Annotated in this window: 15 protein-coding genes and 1 pseudogene; 5 read left to right on the forward strand and 11 right to left on the reverse strand. The window is 58.5% G+C overall.

Translation table 11 applies throughout. The annotated features are described in order from the left end of the window. Positions 1 to 194 precede the first annotated feature (194 nt). The 3 genes from YUU_RS0112640 to YUU_RS58600 all read left to right on the forward strand — a co-directional run bounded on the left by YUU_RS0112640 (position 195) and on the right by YUU_RS58600 (position 2001). The gene (locus tag YUU_RS0112640; protein ID WP_027522692.1) at positions 195 to 434 is read left to right on the forward strand and encodes a hypothetical protein; all 240 of its coding nucleotides are present in this window, start codon (positions 195 to 197) and stop codon (positions 432 to 434) included. A gap of 207 nt (positions 435 to 641) precedes the next feature. Continuing rightward, on the forward strand, positions 642 to 1109 hold the full coding sequence (locus YUU_RS0112645) for a DUF992 domain-containing protein (protein WP_084801433.1): 468 nt from the start codon (positions 642 to 644) through the stop codon (positions 1107 to 1109). Positions 1110 to 1722: 613 nt separating this feature from the next. Continuing rightward, complete coding sequence (locus tag YUU_RS58600) at positions 1723 to 2001, forward strand: hypothetical protein (protein WP_156944254.1); 279 nt, start codon at positions 1723 to 1725, stop codon at positions 1999 to 2001. A gap of 145 nt (positions 2002 to 2146) precedes the next feature. Here the strand turns inward: YUU_RS58600 and YUU_RS0112650 are convergent, their stop codons facing one another. Then, the gene (locus tag YUU_RS0112650; RefSeq protein WP_156944255.1) at positions 2147 to 2380 is read right to left on the reverse strand and encodes a hypothetical protein; all 234 of its coding nucleotides are present in this window, start codon (positions 2378 to 2380) and stop codon (positions 2147 to 2149) included. 1087 nt (positions 2381 to 3467) lie between these two features. Here YUU_RS0112650 and YUU_RS0112655 point away from each other — a divergent pair. Then, positions 3468 to 4898: an undecaprenyl-phosphate glucose phosphotransferase gene (locus YUU_RS0112655; protein WP_027522695.1), complete on the forward strand. Its 1431-nt coding sequence runs from the start codon at positions 3468 to 3470 to the stop codon at positions 4896 to 4898. A gap of 64 nt (positions 4899 to 4962) precedes the next feature. Here YUU_RS0112655 and YUU_RS56330 read toward each other — a convergent pair whose 3' ends face one another. Next, positions 4963 to 5262: a hypothetical protein gene (locus YUU_RS56330; RefSeq protein WP_084801434.1), complete on the reverse strand. Its 300-nt coding sequence runs from the start codon at positions 5260 to 5262 to the stop codon at positions 4963 to 4965. Positions 5263 to 5721: 459 nt separating this feature from the next. On the opposite strand from YUU_RS56330, the pseudogene YUU_RS55055 reads away from it, so the two are divergent. Further along, positions 5722 to 6474: pseudogene (locus tag YUU_RS55055) on the forward strand (sugar transferase). Between the two features lie 135 nt (positions 6475 to 6609). Here YUU_RS55055 and YUU_RS0112670 read toward each other — a convergent pair. The 9 genes from YUU_RS0112670 to YUU_RS0112710 form a co-directional block, all read right to left on the reverse strand. Then, complete coding sequence (locus YUU_RS0112670; RefSeq protein ID WP_027522696.1) at positions 6610 to 7281, reverse strand: hypothetical protein; 672 nt, start codon at positions 7279 to 7281, stop codon at positions 6610 to 6612. A 43-nt stretch (positions 7282 to 7324) separates the two neighbouring features. Beyond that, positions 7325 to 8743 (reverse strand): hypothetical protein, encoded by a 1419-nt coding sequence (locus YUU_RS0112675; protein WP_156944256.1) that lies wholly within the window; start codon positions 8741 to 8743, stop codon positions 7325 to 7327. A 94-nt stretch (positions 8744 to 8837) separates the two neighbouring features. Then, positions 8838 to 9482 (reverse strand): hypothetical protein, encoded by a 645-nt coding sequence (locus tag YUU_RS0112680; RefSeq protein WP_156944257.1) that lies wholly within the window; start codon positions 9480 to 9482, stop codon positions 8838 to 8840. Between the two features lie 89 nt (positions 9483 to 9571). Then, positions 9572 to 11989: a polysaccharide biosynthesis tyrosine autokinase gene (locus YUU_RS0112685; RefSeq protein ID WP_027522699.1), complete on the reverse strand. Its 2418-nt coding sequence runs from the start codon at positions 11987 to 11989 to the stop codon at positions 9572 to 9574. Between the two features lie 109 nt (positions 11990 to 12098). Further along, positions 12099 to 12623 (reverse strand): hypothetical protein, encoded by a 525-nt coding sequence (locus YUU_RS58605; protein ID WP_156944258.1) that lies wholly within the window; start codon positions 12621 to 12623, stop codon positions 12099 to 12101. Positions 12624 to 12635: 12 nt separating this feature from the next. After that, a complete protein-coding gene (locus YUU_RS0112695) occupies positions 12636 to 13619 on the reverse strand; it encodes an NAD(P)-dependent oxidoreductase (RefSeq protein ID WP_027522701.1) in 984 nt (327 codons plus the stop codon). A 182-nt stretch (positions 13620 to 13801) separates the two neighbouring features. Next, the gene (locus YUU_RS0112700) at positions 13802 to 14239 is read right to left on the reverse strand and encodes a VOC family protein (RefSeq protein WP_198031747.1); all 438 of its coding nucleotides are present in this window, start codon (positions 14237 to 14239) and stop codon (positions 13802 to 13804) included. A 10-nt stretch (positions 14240 to 14249) separates the two neighbouring features. After that, entirely contained in the window at positions 14250 to 14489 is a 240-nt protein-coding gene (locus tag YUU_RS0112705) for an acyl carrier protein (RefSeq protein ID WP_027522703.1), read from the reverse strand. Positions 14490 to 14539: 50 nt separating this feature from the next. Then, positions 14540 to 15679 carry a hypothetical protein gene (locus YUU_RS0112710; RefSeq protein WP_027522704.1) on the reverse strand — a complete coding sequence of 380 codons (1140 nt, stop codon included), beginning with the start codon at positions 15677 to 15679 and terminating at the stop codon, positions 14540 to 14542. Position 15680 lies beyond the last annotated feature (1 nt).

Genomic DNA, 15680 nt, shown 5'->3' on the forward strand with positions numbered 1-15680 from the left:
GTTCCGATGCTGACGCAGCGGGCCGTGGATGCGCAGGATTCGCAGTACCTCTTGTGTGTTTCGCGCTTGCCTCGCCGAGGGCCCCCTGCGGTGGGCACATTCTTCCCTGTAGAATTCCCTGTTACCAGGGAATTGGCTGAACCCAAACTTCGTGGCGCGGCTATGCGCGCGCTGCGCCGGCCGAGCAAGCCGCTTTGGCCGTGCCGGATCGCCTCACTGATCCGAAAACCAACTGCCCCTATTACACGGCTTTCGTCCGCATCGATCAGGCCGAGCTGGCGGCCATGCCCAACATCCGGCTCTATCCCGGGATGCCGGCAACGGTGATGATTCCAACCGTTCAGCGAACGGCGTTCGAACACATCGTTGGGCCGCTCGTAATGTCCGTTCAACCAATCGTTCCGGCAGAAGTGAGAGCAGCCGGGGCGCTCTGACGGCTCTTGGCGATGCTGTCCTTCCAGCTGCGAGGCGGGATAAGTCACTGACTTAGGCTGTGATCAAGGGTGTGACTGACTGTGACGCTGTGGTCGGCGCGCGACCGCGACCGCGCACTGTGAATATTCCATGTCTCTGCTTAGGGTTTCGCCGGATGGTGTGATGCAGGCGAGACGCTACGCTCCCTTGCCGCCATGGAGAGACGGATGCTGAAAAAACCTCTTTCGTTAGCCATATGCACCCTGGCGCTCATCTTTGCCACGCCGGCACTGGCGCAAAGACAGCCGGTTCGCGTGGGTGGACTTACTTGCGATACTGGGCCGAGGGTCGGATTGCTCATCGGCTCGAAGCAACGGATGAGTTGCGTCTTCAGCTCGAACACTGGCGAGCAATACCACTACAGGGGCAGGATTACTCGCCTTGGTTTGGATGTCGGCGTCACGGGAGGAGGAAGGTTGTTCTGGGGGGTCTTTGCGCCGACGAGCCATATCGGGCCCGGCGCGCTGCGGGGGACCTTCGTAGGTGCAAGCGGCAACGCCTCGCTGGGTCTGGGACTCGGCGCCAATGTGCTCGTAGGAGGATCCCACCGTACGATCTCGCTGCAACCGTTGTCGGTCGAGGGGCAATTTGGTGTCAATCTGGCGTTGGGGGTAGCGGGCCTGAGGCTCTACTAGCCGGCAGGCTCGCTACGTCCGAGAGCATCGACCGCATGGGCGACGAGAATGCCAATGCTGAGTACGATCAGGCAAGCAATCGCGGCTTGAAATAACATCGGGGTGGTTTCTGTGGAGCCGAGGGGGTGCCGCTTATAAGTCGTCACATTTCGCCAGCATTTGGCAAGAGCGGGCGGCGGCTTGGTGTTCGCGTCGTTACAAGTTTTGCAAGGTTAAAGTGCCAGCCGTGATGCCGGCCTAGTTCTTCCGGTTCAGCAACCGTATGATGTCAATGCGCGCAAGCATCGTTGGCCCGCTTGCTCGACCAATAGGATCAGTGCTTCCGTCGCCGCTTGTCTTTCCGGCGCGTCGTGCACGGCCTTGGGAAGCCAGCAGCGTACTTGCCGGCATCGCGCAGCCTCATCGGACTCATCAGACTTTTGCAACCATGTCTATTCCCGCTGCCTGGCAGGCGTGAGGGTAATCGTATCCGGGCACAAGGTAAGGTGCGGAAGTCAGCTCTTCGCACGCGCTTCCGGGAGCTGTATGTTGGCAGCTTGACCGTGCCGTCATGGCATCGACGTCCACGCCCTGTTTCCGGACCGGTGACCACGCGGTTGCGAGGGAGGGAAAAATGCGCCTGTTCTTGGTGGCGTTCTTTGCATTATCAACGGGTCTAACCCACGCTCATGCAGAAGAGAAGACCAAACAGCCTGTGTCGTCGTGCAGCTATACTCTACGCAGCGGGGATTCATACGTCGTACCCGCTGGTGAGGCTCTTTGCTGGCGCGTGCCTGCGCCTTCTTACAAGGAATACACGCTGCTAAATTGTGAATCGCCGCCGGCGTTGCAGGAGATTGTCCGGGTGAAACTAGGCGATCCTCGCTGCAAGAAATACGAGGAACGGCAATAGGTCCCGATACCGGCGAGCGAGCTCGACCAACTTGAGTATTGCGGTTTTCGGATTGGCGAAGGGACGTTCGACGTGAGTTTCATCGGTATCCCATAGCCGGCACCACAGGCTTAACGTCATTCTCGAGCGCGTACAGCTCCGTCGGCTAACCGTGCCGCGAAGGCAGAGAGCTCATCGCTTCCAGTTGCGTCGCCAGCACAGCGAGCAAGCTCTTGTGCAGGCGATCGTCAGGTTCGAAATTGTGCGCGAGCCTTCGGGCGGTTTCGACAGATCGAATGCGATACGTCGCTGCCCTGTCGGCGTCTCCGTACTTTGCAAAGATCTCTGCGGGCGTGCGGTACACCCGCCACGAAGCGATCGGGAAGTCGGCATTGTCCACGATCTCCAGCGCGCGGGATAAGTGCGGCAGGCCTCCACTGAATCGGCCAAGCCAACCGCGATACGCGCGAGCAGGCCGTGGGCCTGGGCCAGGTGATTGAGATCTGGCGCCGATGCCACATAGTCGTGGAGCTGACGTGCACAGATCCTGCGCAGGGTCACCAATCGGCCAGTTCGGCCGCTCTTGGCGCAAAGCGGGGAGCACGAGTGGATCACCGCTCTTCCGAACTAATCGCCTTGCGGCCGCCGAAAGCCGTTCCGTATTTCGAGTTGAACAGCGATCACTTCTGCCAGCTACGGTTTGGCTCGATCCGTTCGGCACCGCTGCGATGGGGCACCTCTTTCCTGTAAATTTCCTTGTAAGCAGGGATTGCTGTTTGGCGGGGTGCTTGCTCCGACAAGCCAGGGCTCGCGAGCACGAGGGCGCGTTCGATCATATCTTCGCGATCGAAACGCGAGGAACCAGTATCTTGGAACTTTTCATTTTTTGCAGGTGTAAGGAACCGAACCACATCGATCCGTGTTCGAACGTGCGATCCTCTGGCTTCAGGTGCGGCGCCCTTAGCGCACGAACCCGGAACCGTTCTGTCGCTACATTGTTCCGCCGCTACATGAAGTGTGAAATTTCTACCTACGTCCGAGCGCTTGATGCGTCGCTGCAACAAGTGCCGCGTTTTAAAATCTTGGGACACGGATTCTGACATGACATCGCGCGTGAGTACGCTGAAAAAGCGCGCCTCGCCAACTGATGCAAGCGCTGATTGTCCACTAGACGTCGTCGCGCGAGATCAACTGTTGTGAGCAATCAACAAACGTGTCGATGCAGAATGCGGCGCATCGCATATCAAATGTTAACGTCGACGCAACATTTTCAAAAATCTACCTCTGCAATTCGGAGATCGCAGGCAGCGCTGCATCGCAAAGATTTTGCGTGCGGCGCCACAATATCGCTGCGATCAGCCAACAACCTCCGCGTCGAAAGTCGCAAGTATTCGCGATCGCGACGAGTGTCGCGCGCTCCAGGGATCAAGTCTGCTCTCGGAAGCAATCCTATCGACACGCAGACCTATCGACATGCAGAGGTTTGAATGGCTGTAGCAACATACGGTTCGGATGATGTTGAGACGGTCTCGTCAGCGCACGGAGCCGTTCTGCAGCGTCCCTTTCAGGTCTTCGTTATCGCAGCCGACTTCTTGTTGATCTTGCTTTGTTATGCCGCCGCGTCCCTGTTCTACAGCGGCATAGTCGCTTACAGTGCTGACGGGGCTTCGCTCGGCGCAGGACTACTCGTAGGCGCAGTGTTCGTTGCGATCGCTTATTTCAAAGGCGTGTACGCGACGCATCGATTGCTGAACCTTGTCTGGCAGTTGCGCAAAGCTCTCATCATTTGGCTCGCGTCACTGACGATTCTTGCCGTCGCGGCATTTCTGCTGAAGTCGACGGACAATCTTTCCCGCGGCACCGTCATCGTATTTGCTGCAGTCGGCGGCATCGGATTGTTCAGTCTTCGCTTCGCATGGCAGTTTGCGCTCGGCACGAGCTTTGCGAAAGGCCGGCTGGTCGATCGCAAGGTCGTGCTGCTCAGTCTCAAGCCGCTTGATTTCACGGCAAATCGCTTCAAGGACCTGCGACGGAACGGGTTCGACGTCGTACGCCATTTCGTACTTGGCAACGATGGCGGCGATGGCGCGTGGGAGACCCAGATTCGCGATATCATCCGGCAGTCGCGCGCGGCTGATGTCGATGAGTATCTCCTTGCTGTCGACTGGAATGAGCTGCCGTTGTTGCAGAAGCTCGGGCAACATCTGCGCGTGGTGCCGCAGCCGATACGCGTTCTTCCGGATAATTCGATCGCCGATCTCGTATCGCGCCCGTTCTTGCCAGTCAGCGGCACCGTGGCGATCGAGATACAGCGACCTCCGCTGACCGTGTTCGAGCGCCTGCAGAAGCGCTGCCTTGATGTGGGCATCGCGGCCTTCGCTCTTGTCACCTTGGCGCCGCTGCTCGTGATGGCCGCCATTCTCGTCAAGCTGGAATCACCTGGTGCCGCCATCTTCCGGCAATCGCGCCGGGGCTTCAACGGCAAGCCCTTTGAAATCTGGAAGTTTCGCAGTATGACGGTCTGCGAAAACGGTGAGACAATCACCCAGGCGACGAAGCATGACGCGCGAGTGACGCGGATCGGGCGGCTCCTCCGCATGACGAGCATCGATGAATTGCCTCAGCTCTGGAACGTGCTGCGCGGCGACATGTCATTGGTCGGGCCGCGCCCGCATGCCCTTGCGCACGACAATTATTATGACGAGATTATTAGCAACTACGTCTACCGCCACCATATGAAGCCAGGACTGACGGGCTGGGCCCAGGTCAATGGCTTCCGTGGCGAAACACCAACCATCGACCTGATGGAGAAGCGGGTGGAATATGACGTCTGGTACGTCAGCAACTGGAGTATTTGGCTCGACCTCAAGATCATGGCGCGCACGGCGGCTGCCGTATTGTTCCAGGAGGCCTACTAGCGCCAACGAGAAGCTCAAGGAGAAGCAAAACACAAGGTCATAGGTGGGCTTTGCATTAATCTCGTCAGCGTCGTTGTCCTGGATCCTGCATACTCTTCCAGAGTCGCACGATCGCAACGCGTACTGCTATCAGCGGGGAGGCGAGGATGAAAATGGTTCCCAATGCACGTGAGATGAAGGCATGGCGAAGCGAAACTGGTTCGCCGTCATCAAGCTGACCTTGATGCTTGTCGATTGGCGCAGGCGCAAAGCTTGTTCCCGGCGCGTCGGGCCGTGAACTCGACTTCCGGGGAGGGACCACAATCAGAACGAACAGAACGTTGAGCAGCAGCCAGATGCTCAATATGACAAGTATCGTCAACATCCGGTCTTTCCAAAAATACAGGATCAAGTATGGGGTCAAAGAGCACTCTCGGAACCCCTCCGGATCATCTTTACCAACTCGGGCAAAAGTCGGCTACGACAATGATCGTCGTTGCGACCGGGACGACTACGGTCTGCGATCGACACCTGGATCGTTCGGCATCGGCGCGGAGCACAACATGCCCGAACTAGCTGCGGCTGACGCCGGGGTTCCGCTGCTCAACGAAGAGTTCGAGATGAGATGTCAAGCCCGCGCAACCGAGCGCGTTGACGCGGCGCCACAATATCGCTGTGTTTGGTAAGCAGCTTGCGCTTTGCAACGCGCGCGATTCCAGTCTTAATGGGCAACAGTTGCAGCCCCGCATTGTTCTCATTCTTTCTCCAAAACTTTTTGTGTTTGTTGGTCTTTGGTGCATGCGGTCGTTGCCGCTGAGCGGAGGGACGCGAGATGTCTGCAGAGATGTCTGCAAGCGCGTATCGCTCCGATGATCTCCGCGTATTGGTGCCGAGCTGCGGCACCTCTCTGCAGAGACCGCTGATTCCGCAGCCGGGTCGCGATTTCCAGATCGCCGATCCGGGCGTGCGGCCGGTTCAGCCAGTCAGCGAAACCGTCGCTGTTGAGGTTCAGAGCTCGTCGCTGTCGGTGCTCGAACGGCTTCAGAAGCGCTGTCTCGATATCGGATGTGCGTCCTTCGCTCTTCTCGCGCTGGCGCCACTCATCATCACGACGGCGATCCTGATCAAGCTGGAAACGCCGGGCCAGATCATTCTTCGCCAGTCGCGCCGTGGTCTCAACGGCAAGCCGTTCGAGATCTGGAGGTTCCGCAGCATAGGCGTGGCCGAGAACGGTTCCCCGATCTCGCAAGCCGAAGCTGGCCGGATGACCCGAGTCGGAGAGTTCTTGCGCAAGACCAGCATTGAAGAGCTGCCCCAGCTCTGGAACGTGCTGCGGGGTGAGATGTCCTTGGTCGGATTGCCCCCGAACGCTGGTCTATGACCCTTCAATCAGCAAATACGTCCGGTGCTACCAAATGAAGCCTGGCCTGATCGGTTGGGCCCAGCTCAACGGCTTCGGCGGCGAGACGCCCACCATCGCCTGATTGAGCAGCGCGTCGAGTGCGACGCCTGGTACGTGAGCAACTGGAGCGTCTGGCTCGACATCCGGATCATTTTCCGGGCCGCAGTCGCGCTGATGTATCAGGAAGCCGATTGAGGGTCGAAGAGCAAGGGCGGGAACTGTGGTCAGACGGGAGCGCGCGGCGATTTCGGATTGTCATCAAAGTGAAGTTGGCCAAAATGGATCAGTGAACCCGTGCGCGTTGTACGTAGGCTGCCGATCGCATCACAATCAGCCGCGCAGCGTCGCAAGGAATGACGGATCGACCGATTCAACTGCGCCTTCCAGGAAAGCCTTTCCGAGATCTGATGCCCGCCGATAAGCGGACACGAGTGCCGACTTCGATTCGGGCCGTCGGGTCAAAATCAGCTGAACATCGTTGCGTACGAGGTCCTTGACGTCCGGAATGGCCAGCGCATCGGAGCGGCTCGCTATGTCGATCCTCACCGGGATCAATCGCCCGTCGTTTGGCGCGATATAATATGCCATCCTCAGCGCCTCGACCACGACGGGATCGTGCGGGTCGCGCTGGGCCTGAAGCAGCGCCAGCGCCAACCACAGTTCAGAATTGTAAGGCGAGGTTGAGAGCGTCCGCCTGACCCTGCCGACGGCGTCGTCATGCTTTAACGATCGCACGGACGCCGAATTTTGCTGGCCTGATTGGATCGCCTGCAGCGCGGAGATCAGGGCATGATTGCTCTCCAGCTCCGATCCGAAGGGAGAGAGCGTTGCCGGCGAGGAGGGCACGTCTCCAGTCCATCGCGGGCTGATCTTGGTTGGATCGGCAGGAAGTGTCGTGCGCTCCAGCGCCATCATCTCTGCTATAGCCGAGACCATCGCATAGGATCCGATGATCAGCGCCAACGCAGTCAGAAGAATGCGAAATTTGCCTGAGGAGGTCATTTTCGGTGGACTAGTTCGAGGTACGGCAATCTCATGGCGCAGCCTAACGCTCGCCTAGCGGCTGGCGCACGCCGGTCCGGCCCACCGATTGTGCAAGGCCAAGTCCGACCATCACCGCCACGATGATCCGGATCGTCGGGCTTGAGAGGCTAGAATCAAGGAAACTCTCAGAGAGTACAACCAGAACGCCGGCGGCCGCAGCGGCCGCGAAAAAGAAATCGCGTCCTCGCCGAACGGCGCCGCGAAAGCTAACCAGGAAGATCAGGGCGGCGAAGCTTGCCAGGACTACAATCGCCAATCGTCCCGACTCGATAGCGATCAAGACGGCGGTGGAAGGAGGTGTCGCCAGCGCCCCAGCGCCAAACTCCTGATAGGTTATCGAAGTCAGCCCAAATGTTCCGATGCCATTTCCCAACATCGATGCATCAGCGAGCAGGTGTCTTGCTGGTGCGACCGCTTCCGGAGTGAGGTTGACGAAACCAAGGAGGCCCAAACCGCCGGCTTGAGAGTGTGACACCGCCATGACGCCGGTCATTGCTGCAACGATCGAAAACAAAATCGCCGACGGCCAGGAGCGGAATCCCAAGCGGCGGACGGCGGCAATGAAAACGAGGACAGCCAATCCACAACCGGTGACCGCCAGCAACGTGCCTCGTTCGAGGGTCGCCATTGCGGCGAACGCCACAGCGATTCCGAACAGACCGGAAAGAACTCCGACCCACAGCCGGGGCGAGGCCAGATTGTGGATGTCCTGTTGGTGCAGGTGTTGTTCGAGTGCCCTGACAACGAGCGCACCATTTGCCAACATTGCGAGCGCAGCTGCCGCCGGGAATGGGCTCGTAGCGGCGCCCGTCTCCGAGATCATGCCGGCGAACAAGCCGAGTCGGCCGAGCAGGACTTCGACCGACATGAAAGTCGTTACCGCGCACAATACGAACAGGATCGTTTCGGCTCTGTGGCGATCCTTGGTGATGATGACGGTCGACACCACTAGCGACACATCAACCAGATAGCGAAACAGGCTTTGCAACGTTGCGCTGGGGTCGACGCTGATGCGGCCCGGTAGCGATGGCTGGTTCAATGCGATCGAAGTCGCCGACCAGATCGGGTTTGCAAGCGAAACAGCGGGCACCGGAAAAATTTGCAACGCCATCCAGACGACCGGAAGCAGGAACACGGGCAAAAATTGCTTCAGCAACTGCGCAGCAGATGCGAGTTCGGCCTCTGGCCCCCTTGCCGCCATGGCCACAGTCATGGCAGCAACGAACGCAACCATATTCTGTGCGAAGGCGCCGTTTGCGATCGCCAAGATCGGAGTCGCGGCCAGCAATGCGAATAGAAGCCAATGAGCAATCGACAAACCGTGAGACTTTGAAGCGGGAGTGGAGTTCGCCGTGACAAAGGGCTGACCTTGGTGCCTATCCCATCGGCGAACATGCGACTCTAAGGCGGTCTTGCTCATGGTGCTGATCGTTGACAGTGCGACTCATCACCGGTCCGTGGCGCGCCACCGGTCCGAATGGAGTCGATTTACGGGATTGACGGGCATGGCTGAATTATCGGGCATGGCAGTTTTGCAGCAAGTAACGTAGGGCCGTAGCCAGTCCGGCGATCGGCACCGCTCCGCGGATGGTAGTCGGCTTGGTCCCGATTTCGACCGCAAGCTCGTTTGCTTTCTGCCAGTCGCTGGCTGCAAGCTTCGAGGCATCGGCCGGCAGGAGCAGCGCCACGCCACCCTGGATCACAGTTGCTTGGTACTCTGCCTGCCTTTCTCCTGCTACCAGCGTCACCTTCGGTTGCGTCGAGCGGGACAGTGGTTCGAGAACGATGAGCACAATTTCGATGCCGTCCTTCCCGCATTGCAGGTTTAACCCCGCAAGGCGCGCATCCGATTTGACACTATCGACGACGTGCATCACTGAAATGGCGTCGGCGCCGCCGTCAGGATTTCTGCTCTTGACCAATCGCCATCCGCCCTCAAGCTGTGTCGACTGGCTGCCGGCCTCGACCTGCCTGAAAGCCTCTTCGTCGCAACGTCGACGCTGCTCGGCGTCGACGCCAGACGCGCAGTTCAGAATGCCCGGAGGCGGCGGCTCGGCTCGGCTGGAGCCATCGATCAACACCAAGAGAGCAGCGCTCAGCAGGAGTGGACGAACTATCATAAGCGCAGACGTAACCTCCGCTGGAACCAAATGCTTCATGTCGTACTCAACGGCCCTGTCACAACATGATCCATTGCGCCGCATAACTCTGTGGTCGTTAGGGCGATAGCGCCAACCAAACTTGGACGTCAATCGACGTAACCGTACCTCTTGTAGTATCGATTGCGATAGTAGGCTGCGCCGTATGTATCGTAGCGGCTCATCACCGACACGTTCACCTTGTTCAGAACAGCACCGAGCAGACGCTCGCGCACAATCGGCGTTTCACTTAGCACGCGCTCGACGATATCCACCTTCGACTTCGCCCATTCGATGACAAGAATATAGGAGTTAGCCAGCCCTCTGGTCGCCCGAACGTCGACGACCGGCGCCAGCGGACTAAGATCGAGCACGATGCGATCATAGTGCTGGCGAAGCAATTGGAATAGGCTTTCCATCTCCTGGGAGGCTAGCAGGTCGCTCGAATTCGAGAAGCGCGATGTGACCGCACAAGGAAGAAAATGCAGACTTGTCTGGGGGTCGATCCAGACCACTTGCTTCCAGTCGACCTGACCGACGACGACGTGGATCAAGCCAGCCTGTGCAGTCGGCGTAAGCCTTGCGGTGAGGCTTGGGTTGCGAATGTCGCCGTCGATCAGCAGGGTACGGCAGCCGCTTTGGGCCAACGTCTGTGCCAGGGCTTCGCTGATGGTTGATTTGCCCTCGTTCGGAAGGGCGGAGGTAATTCCCAGAACCTTGTTGGAGGCCGAACCGAAATTTGCAAGATCGCTGGCCAGCTTGATGGACCGAAATCCTTCTGCGAAGCGCGAAAACGGGGCGTTGATCACGTACCGCCCGACGCTCTCCTCGGTCGAAAGCAGACGTTCGCGATGCGGCTCCGGATGGCTGGGACCCGGCGCCGATTCCCGGAGTGGCAACGTCGTGCCGGATCCGCTGTATCCCGGCGGTGCCTGCTGCGGTTTGGGCTTGGTGCGTTTACCGAACCGCCAGCCCGCCTTGCCGGGTTTCGCCGGAAGGGCGTTGACCACACCTTGCTCTATGACCGGAATTGAGGCCAGACAGCTGGTCTGCACAAATTGCTCAACTTGGGAAACAGTTCGGAAGACGCGATCCATCATGTCGAGCAAGATCGCGATGATACTCGCGAGAATTGATCCGCCCACGATTGCTGCAAGCAGGATAAGCGTCGTTTTTGGCGACGTCTTGTTGGGAAGGGTCGACGCGGCCTGGGTGATCACCCTCGCTTCGGTAATGGGAAACGACTGCTGCTGAACCGAGACCATGTACAGCTGCAGGAAGTTGTCAGACAGCGCGCGGGCGCTCTGCGCGTTGCTTTCGAGATCCCTCAGGACGATTTGGGCCTGGCTGGTATTGTTCGACACCGCGATCGTATCGTTTAAGCTCTTCTGGCTGGACTCTTCTCGTGCCTTGGCGATTTCAAGGTCGCTCTTGTAAACCTCGGCCGTTCGTCGCAGTTCATCAATAATCGAGCGCCGGATTTCGCGCATCTGGTTGCGCAAATTGACGACGGCCAGATGGGTCGATCCATATCGGTTCGACCAATCCGCCTGCTTGGCGTTGTACTCGAGATAGGTTTGGCGCAATTTTGTGATGACCGGGTTGGCCATCGTCTCGCTCACGGTCGCAAGGTCGTTCAGGATGACCGTCGAATCCTCGGTGTCCGCATTCAATATGGTGGTGATGCGTTCGAGCTTGGCTTGTGCCTCGGCCCGCTGGCTACGGGCCGTTGTCAGCGAAGTGTTGATTTCGGCGAGCTGCTGTTCGGTCAGTAGTCTCCCGCCTGCGTCGACGATGTTGTTCTTGGCCTTGAAGTCGGCGACGGCGCGTTCGGCGGTGGATGCCTGCGACCGCAATTCCTTTAATCGGTCCTGCAGCCAGACCGCCGCCCGCCTGGATGCCTGATATTTCGACTCCAGCGAGTCCACGATATAGCCGTCGGCAACCGCGTTGGCGATCTGCGCGGCCTGCTCCTGCGACAACGCCTGAAAGGCGATCTCGATTACATAGCTCGTGCCGACGCGTTTGATGCTGAGGCCGTTAGCAAAGCGAGCGAGAGCTACGCGCAGCAGTTGATCTTCCGTGGGCGGCTTCGACTCCGAAAAAAGTCGGTAAATCTGATCGCTAATGCTACTGAGCACTCCGCCGCCGTCGCTCATAAACTCTGGCGACTCGACAAGCTTCAGGTCCTTGATGACCTTGGAAGCGATCGCTTCGGACTTGAGGAGTTCGACCTGACTGTCGACCATCGCCGAGTCGATCGGATTGTCGCCGCCGCTGGTCGTAGCTTGCGTCTGCAGGCCCTGCATCTTGCGGCTGTCGATCATCAGGATGGCTGTGCCGGTATATCGTTTCGTTGCCGTGAACACGTAGACGCCGGCAAGAAAGATGCACAGGAGCAGCGTGAAAATGATTACGGGATACTGCCGGCTGCTCAGCGCAAGCGCAGATGAGATTGTCTGCTCCAGCGATGGGGCTTCGGGCGCAGTGGACTCGATCTGGTGAGACGTGATTTTTGTTTGAAGCATCCGGCTCGCCTACGTGAACCTATTGTGGTTAGCGATCTGTGGCATCAAGGGCTGTACCGCCGCGCGGAATCTGTGAGCGTGTAACGCGCCGGGGCGAATTGGCTGACCGTCAGCAAGAGCTCGACACAGCAGATACGGTGGTCGAGATCGCCGCGCTCGTGAATTGACCGGTGCCGCCGACAACATCGGTGGAATAGCTAGTCGGATTGTTTGACAAGTTGTTGGCCAAGGAAGTTCCGTCAACGCTGCGGGCGCGATTGTCGGTTCCGCTCGCCGCAAAGTCGTCATAATGCGCATCTCCGCCAACCCCACCCTGGACCACGACTTTCAGGATGGTCTGCACGCTTTGAAGATCATTGGTCCGCTGATCTGGTGGATCGACATCGAGCAGGTCCCATGCCGACCACGAGCAGGTCCCATGCCGACCAGATGAAACAGCACCGACGAACCTGCAAATTCTGCGATGCAATATCGGCCTGAGTGTGACCGACGGAGAAACCGCAATGGGCAAAAGGAGTTCCTGTCTCGACGTCGCGATCGAGTACGAACGGCCCGAGCCAAGTTTGGGAGTATCCGCTACGGTGGGGAGCGTCTGTTCCGAAGTTCCACCGCTGGATTGGTCGTGAACAGTCAAGCCGTCGGGATCTCAATCAAAATCCTTGAAGGAGGATTCCCGCTTCCATTCCGCAAGCGAGCTTGCCAGGTCGTATTCGAATTTGAATCCGCTTGCGACCAGGCGCTTCGGCATAATGTTCGTAGAGAACCACAACTTCCTGATTCGGTCGCGATTGATGCCGGTCTTGATGCCGACAGCGTGCAGCATCTCGAATGGAAGCACGGCGAGATTCATCAGCCATACCGGAATCGTTATCGTTGGCCTGGCGTATTTGGCAGCTTGGGAGAATGCCGAACAAATCTCGCTGATCGTGTAGCGGTGCTCGTAGCAGAAATTGTAAATCGACAGGCTGTCGTTACGGGACGCCATGAAGAACATCGACGAGACCAGGTCCTTCACATAGCCGCACGACTTGATCGTGTCGGTCCTGCCGGGATAGATGAAGGCTCGTCTTTCGAGAAGCCGAGACAATCGCGTGAAATTGCCCCGCTCGTAGTGCCCGTAAATAACAGCGGGACGAACGATAGTGAGCCGCCTGTCCGGGGCCTCCGACTGCCACAGACGATGGATCGCTTCGGCCGAGAGTTTGGAGCGTCCATAGGCGCTGACCGGCGCCGGCGTTGCATCCTCGTCAAGCGGCGCTTCGGTCGGGCCGTAGACCGATATGGAGCTGGTGAAGATGATATTCCGGTTACCCGTCTCGTTGGCAAATCGGCAAACATTCACCGCACCCAGCACGTTTGTATAGTAGTAGTCGCCCTCCGGATGACCTGGAGTGACATGGATTGCAGCCAAATTGAAAATATCGGCAGGCATTCCGCCTCCGAGCGTTGGATCGACCCGCTCCCGAACGTCATGATGGACATATTCGACGCCATCGACGCGCGCCCTTGGCGTGCCGATGTCGACCGAGACGATCCGGTCGTAGCTCCTGGAGGCGACTAATCGCATCATCAGATGGGTGCCGATGAAGCCTGCGCCGCCGAACACGATAGCTTGGGTAGGATTGGACATGTGCTTAGGGGGTCAACGTGCGTGAAGGTGCCGGATCAAGTGCGACGAATTTCCGGTCATAGCGTGTAAGTGACCGAGGACTCGAGGCACGCCAAAGCCGCATAGAATTCGGGCTGTGCGACTGGGGTAATGGGGCGGAGATCGTCGGTCATTCGTCTGCCAGAACCCTTTCGATCGGATGGTCAGACTGGGGCGCCGGTCTCCAGCATCTCGATGAGGCCAAAGCCGGCAACATGGTGAAACGACACTTTCCGGCCTCCAAACAAGACCGCCGGAGCAGGGGAACCCACGGGAACGATCTCGATTCCGGACGCCGCCAACGACTCGAGCGCCAGTTCGGCATTTGGGCACGCGTAGCACAAATGATAGATCATGGAACCGGTTCGCTGGACGAGGTTGTCGATCGGAGAGGGGCCGTCACTCGGCCAGATAACCTCGACATCCGGCATCACGGGATGATGCCGCATGGCGAGGTTGACCCTTTGTATCGGATCAAAGGCCGAGTTTCCCGCGGTGTAGCCGATCGAAGCCAAGTACTTAAACGCGGCTTCCGGGGATGCGACCGCGAGTCCCAGATGATGGAAGGCCAGTTCAGCTAGTGCAGGAACGACACAGCCCACTTTTATGCTCTCATGCTTTCTTCTCGATTAGAGTGGCGAACTCTCCGACATTCTTGAGGTTTCCGATTTCTGAAGCGGAGAACTTCACGCCGAATGCCTTCGAGACCGCGAGGACCAAGCGGATGTGGGACAGGCTGTCCCAGCCATCGACGTCGTCCGCTGTGGTCTGCGGCGTGACACTCAATTCGTCCTCGTCAAACACCTCCCGAAAAATGGCAGTGAGCTTACCGTAGACCTGTGCCTTTTCCATTTGTTTTATCCTTCGTGATGGTGCCGGCCGTTCGGCTCGCGGATCGCGTCTCAATTAGATTTCGGGACAGCCGATAGGCGTTCAGAAGACTGGAGGGTTGCAACCGGTGGTTTTGTATCGTCCTTCTCCTGGCAGACGAATGAGTTCAGCACCATGGCGAGCCTGGTAGACCATACTTGAGCCAGGTGCCGCTTGGCGTGGACCTCGTCGGAGTAGTCCAGGTTCTCGTCGAGATCATCCATGCTCAGCGAGACAAAGTTCGGGCGGCGGCCAAATTGCTGAACTATGTCCTTCAGGGCCTCTTGGTAACCTCGTTGGTAAGGGCTGGCATCCCGATGCCAGGCAGGGATCGGCAGATCCACAAGCACGACCTTCTCATCGGAGCCCAGCAGCGCCTCGATGGCATCCTTCAGCACGTCGACCTGCGCACGGGAAATTTCATCCTTGCCTCCCATGCTCACTTTCCAATACTCCAGAGCCTCCTGCTGCTCTCGCTTTGACATAACTACGCTCTCGCGCTCGTCATCGGTGCGCTGCACGGAGGTCCGTCCGGTAAGGACCAAATTGACGCCGGCTCTGGCCTGGCGTGCGAGCTTTTCGAAGAGCAGGAACGGACGCAGCGCTGTCACGCCCCAGTCCAGCCATTTCGGCGGCAGCACCGCGACGGCTCCATCCGGCGTGCGGCGGTAGAAGCCATATCGGTATCGCTCGATATCGATGTCCGTTTCCCCGCGACGGCGGTCGGCGTCGGCGTATCTCACATCTGAATCGACAAACATGCCGAACCACGTGCCAATGACGAAGGTGTTGAGCCGGCGAACCTGCTCGTTCTGCACCTCATGCACCAGATCGATCACTTGCTTGACTTCGGAAATGTTGGCGCCGCCCATCCCGAGATTGCTTACGCCGGCACAGCTGAGATTCGCCTGCACCATCGCCTGTCGGAAGCCGACGCCGGTGTTTGACGCTCCGACGAGAATGACTTTCCTGTCAGAGTTGTCCAAAACGCTGCGGCCGAGGACAACATATTTGGGGACCGTCATGTAGAGGGTTCGTTCCGCGGCCTGGAAATCCCTCGGACCGCCCCCTGAAGGCTCTAGGAACACGAGGAACGACGCGCCGCCGAGCAGCGCGTAAAGAAAGGCGAATGACAACAAGGTCAGCGCGGTCTGCCGAAGGATGTGTTTCAAG

The organism is Bradyrhizobium sp. Ec3.3, from assembly GCF_000472925.1.
Classification (GTDB): domain Bacteria; phylum Pseudomonadota; class Alphaproteobacteria; order Rhizobiales; family Xanthobacteraceae; genus Bradyrhizobium.

Bases quoted from the DNA above. Each gene is read 5' to 3' on its own strand.
- YUU_RS0112645 (WP_084801433.1), top strand. From the start codon at position 642: ATGCTGAAAAAACCTCTTTCGTTAGCCATATGCACCCTGGCGCTCATC.
- YUU_RS58600 (WP_156944254.1), top strand. From the start codon at position 1,723: ATGCGCCTGTTCTTGGTGGCGTTCTTTGCATTATCAACGGGTCTAACC.
- YUU_RS0112655 (WP_027522695.1), top strand. From the start codon at position 3,468: ATGGCTGTAGCAACATACGGTTCGGATGATGTTGAGACGGTCTCGTCA.
- YUU_RS56330 (WP_084801434.1), bottom strand. From the start codon at position 5,262: ATGTTGACGATACTTGTCATATTGAGCATCTGGCTGCTGCTCAACGTT.
- YUU_RS0112670 (WP_027522696.1), bottom strand. From the start codon at position 7,281: ATGACCTCCTCAGGCAAATTTCGCATTCTTCTGACTGCGTTGGCGCTG.
- YUU_RS0112675 (WP_156944256.1), bottom strand. From the start codon at position 8,743: ATGAGCAAGACCGCCTTAGAGTCGCATGTTCGCCGATGGGATAGGCAC.
- YUU_RS0112680 (WP_156944257.1), bottom strand. From the start codon at position 9,482: ATGAAGCATTTGGTTCCAGCGGAGGTTACGTCTGCGCTTATGATAGTT.
- YUU_RS0112685 (WP_027522699.1), bottom strand. From the start codon at position 11,989: ATGCTTCAAACAAAAATCACGTCTCACCAGATCGAGTCCACTGCGCCC.
- YUU_RS0112695 (WP_027522701.1), bottom strand. From the start codon at position 13,619: ATGTCCAATCCTACCCAAGCTATCGTGTTCGGCGGCGCAGGCTTCATC.
- YUU_RS0112705 (WP_027522703.1), bottom strand. From the start codon at position 14,489: ATGGAAAAGGCACAGGTCTACGGTAAGCTCACTGCCATTTTTCGGGAG.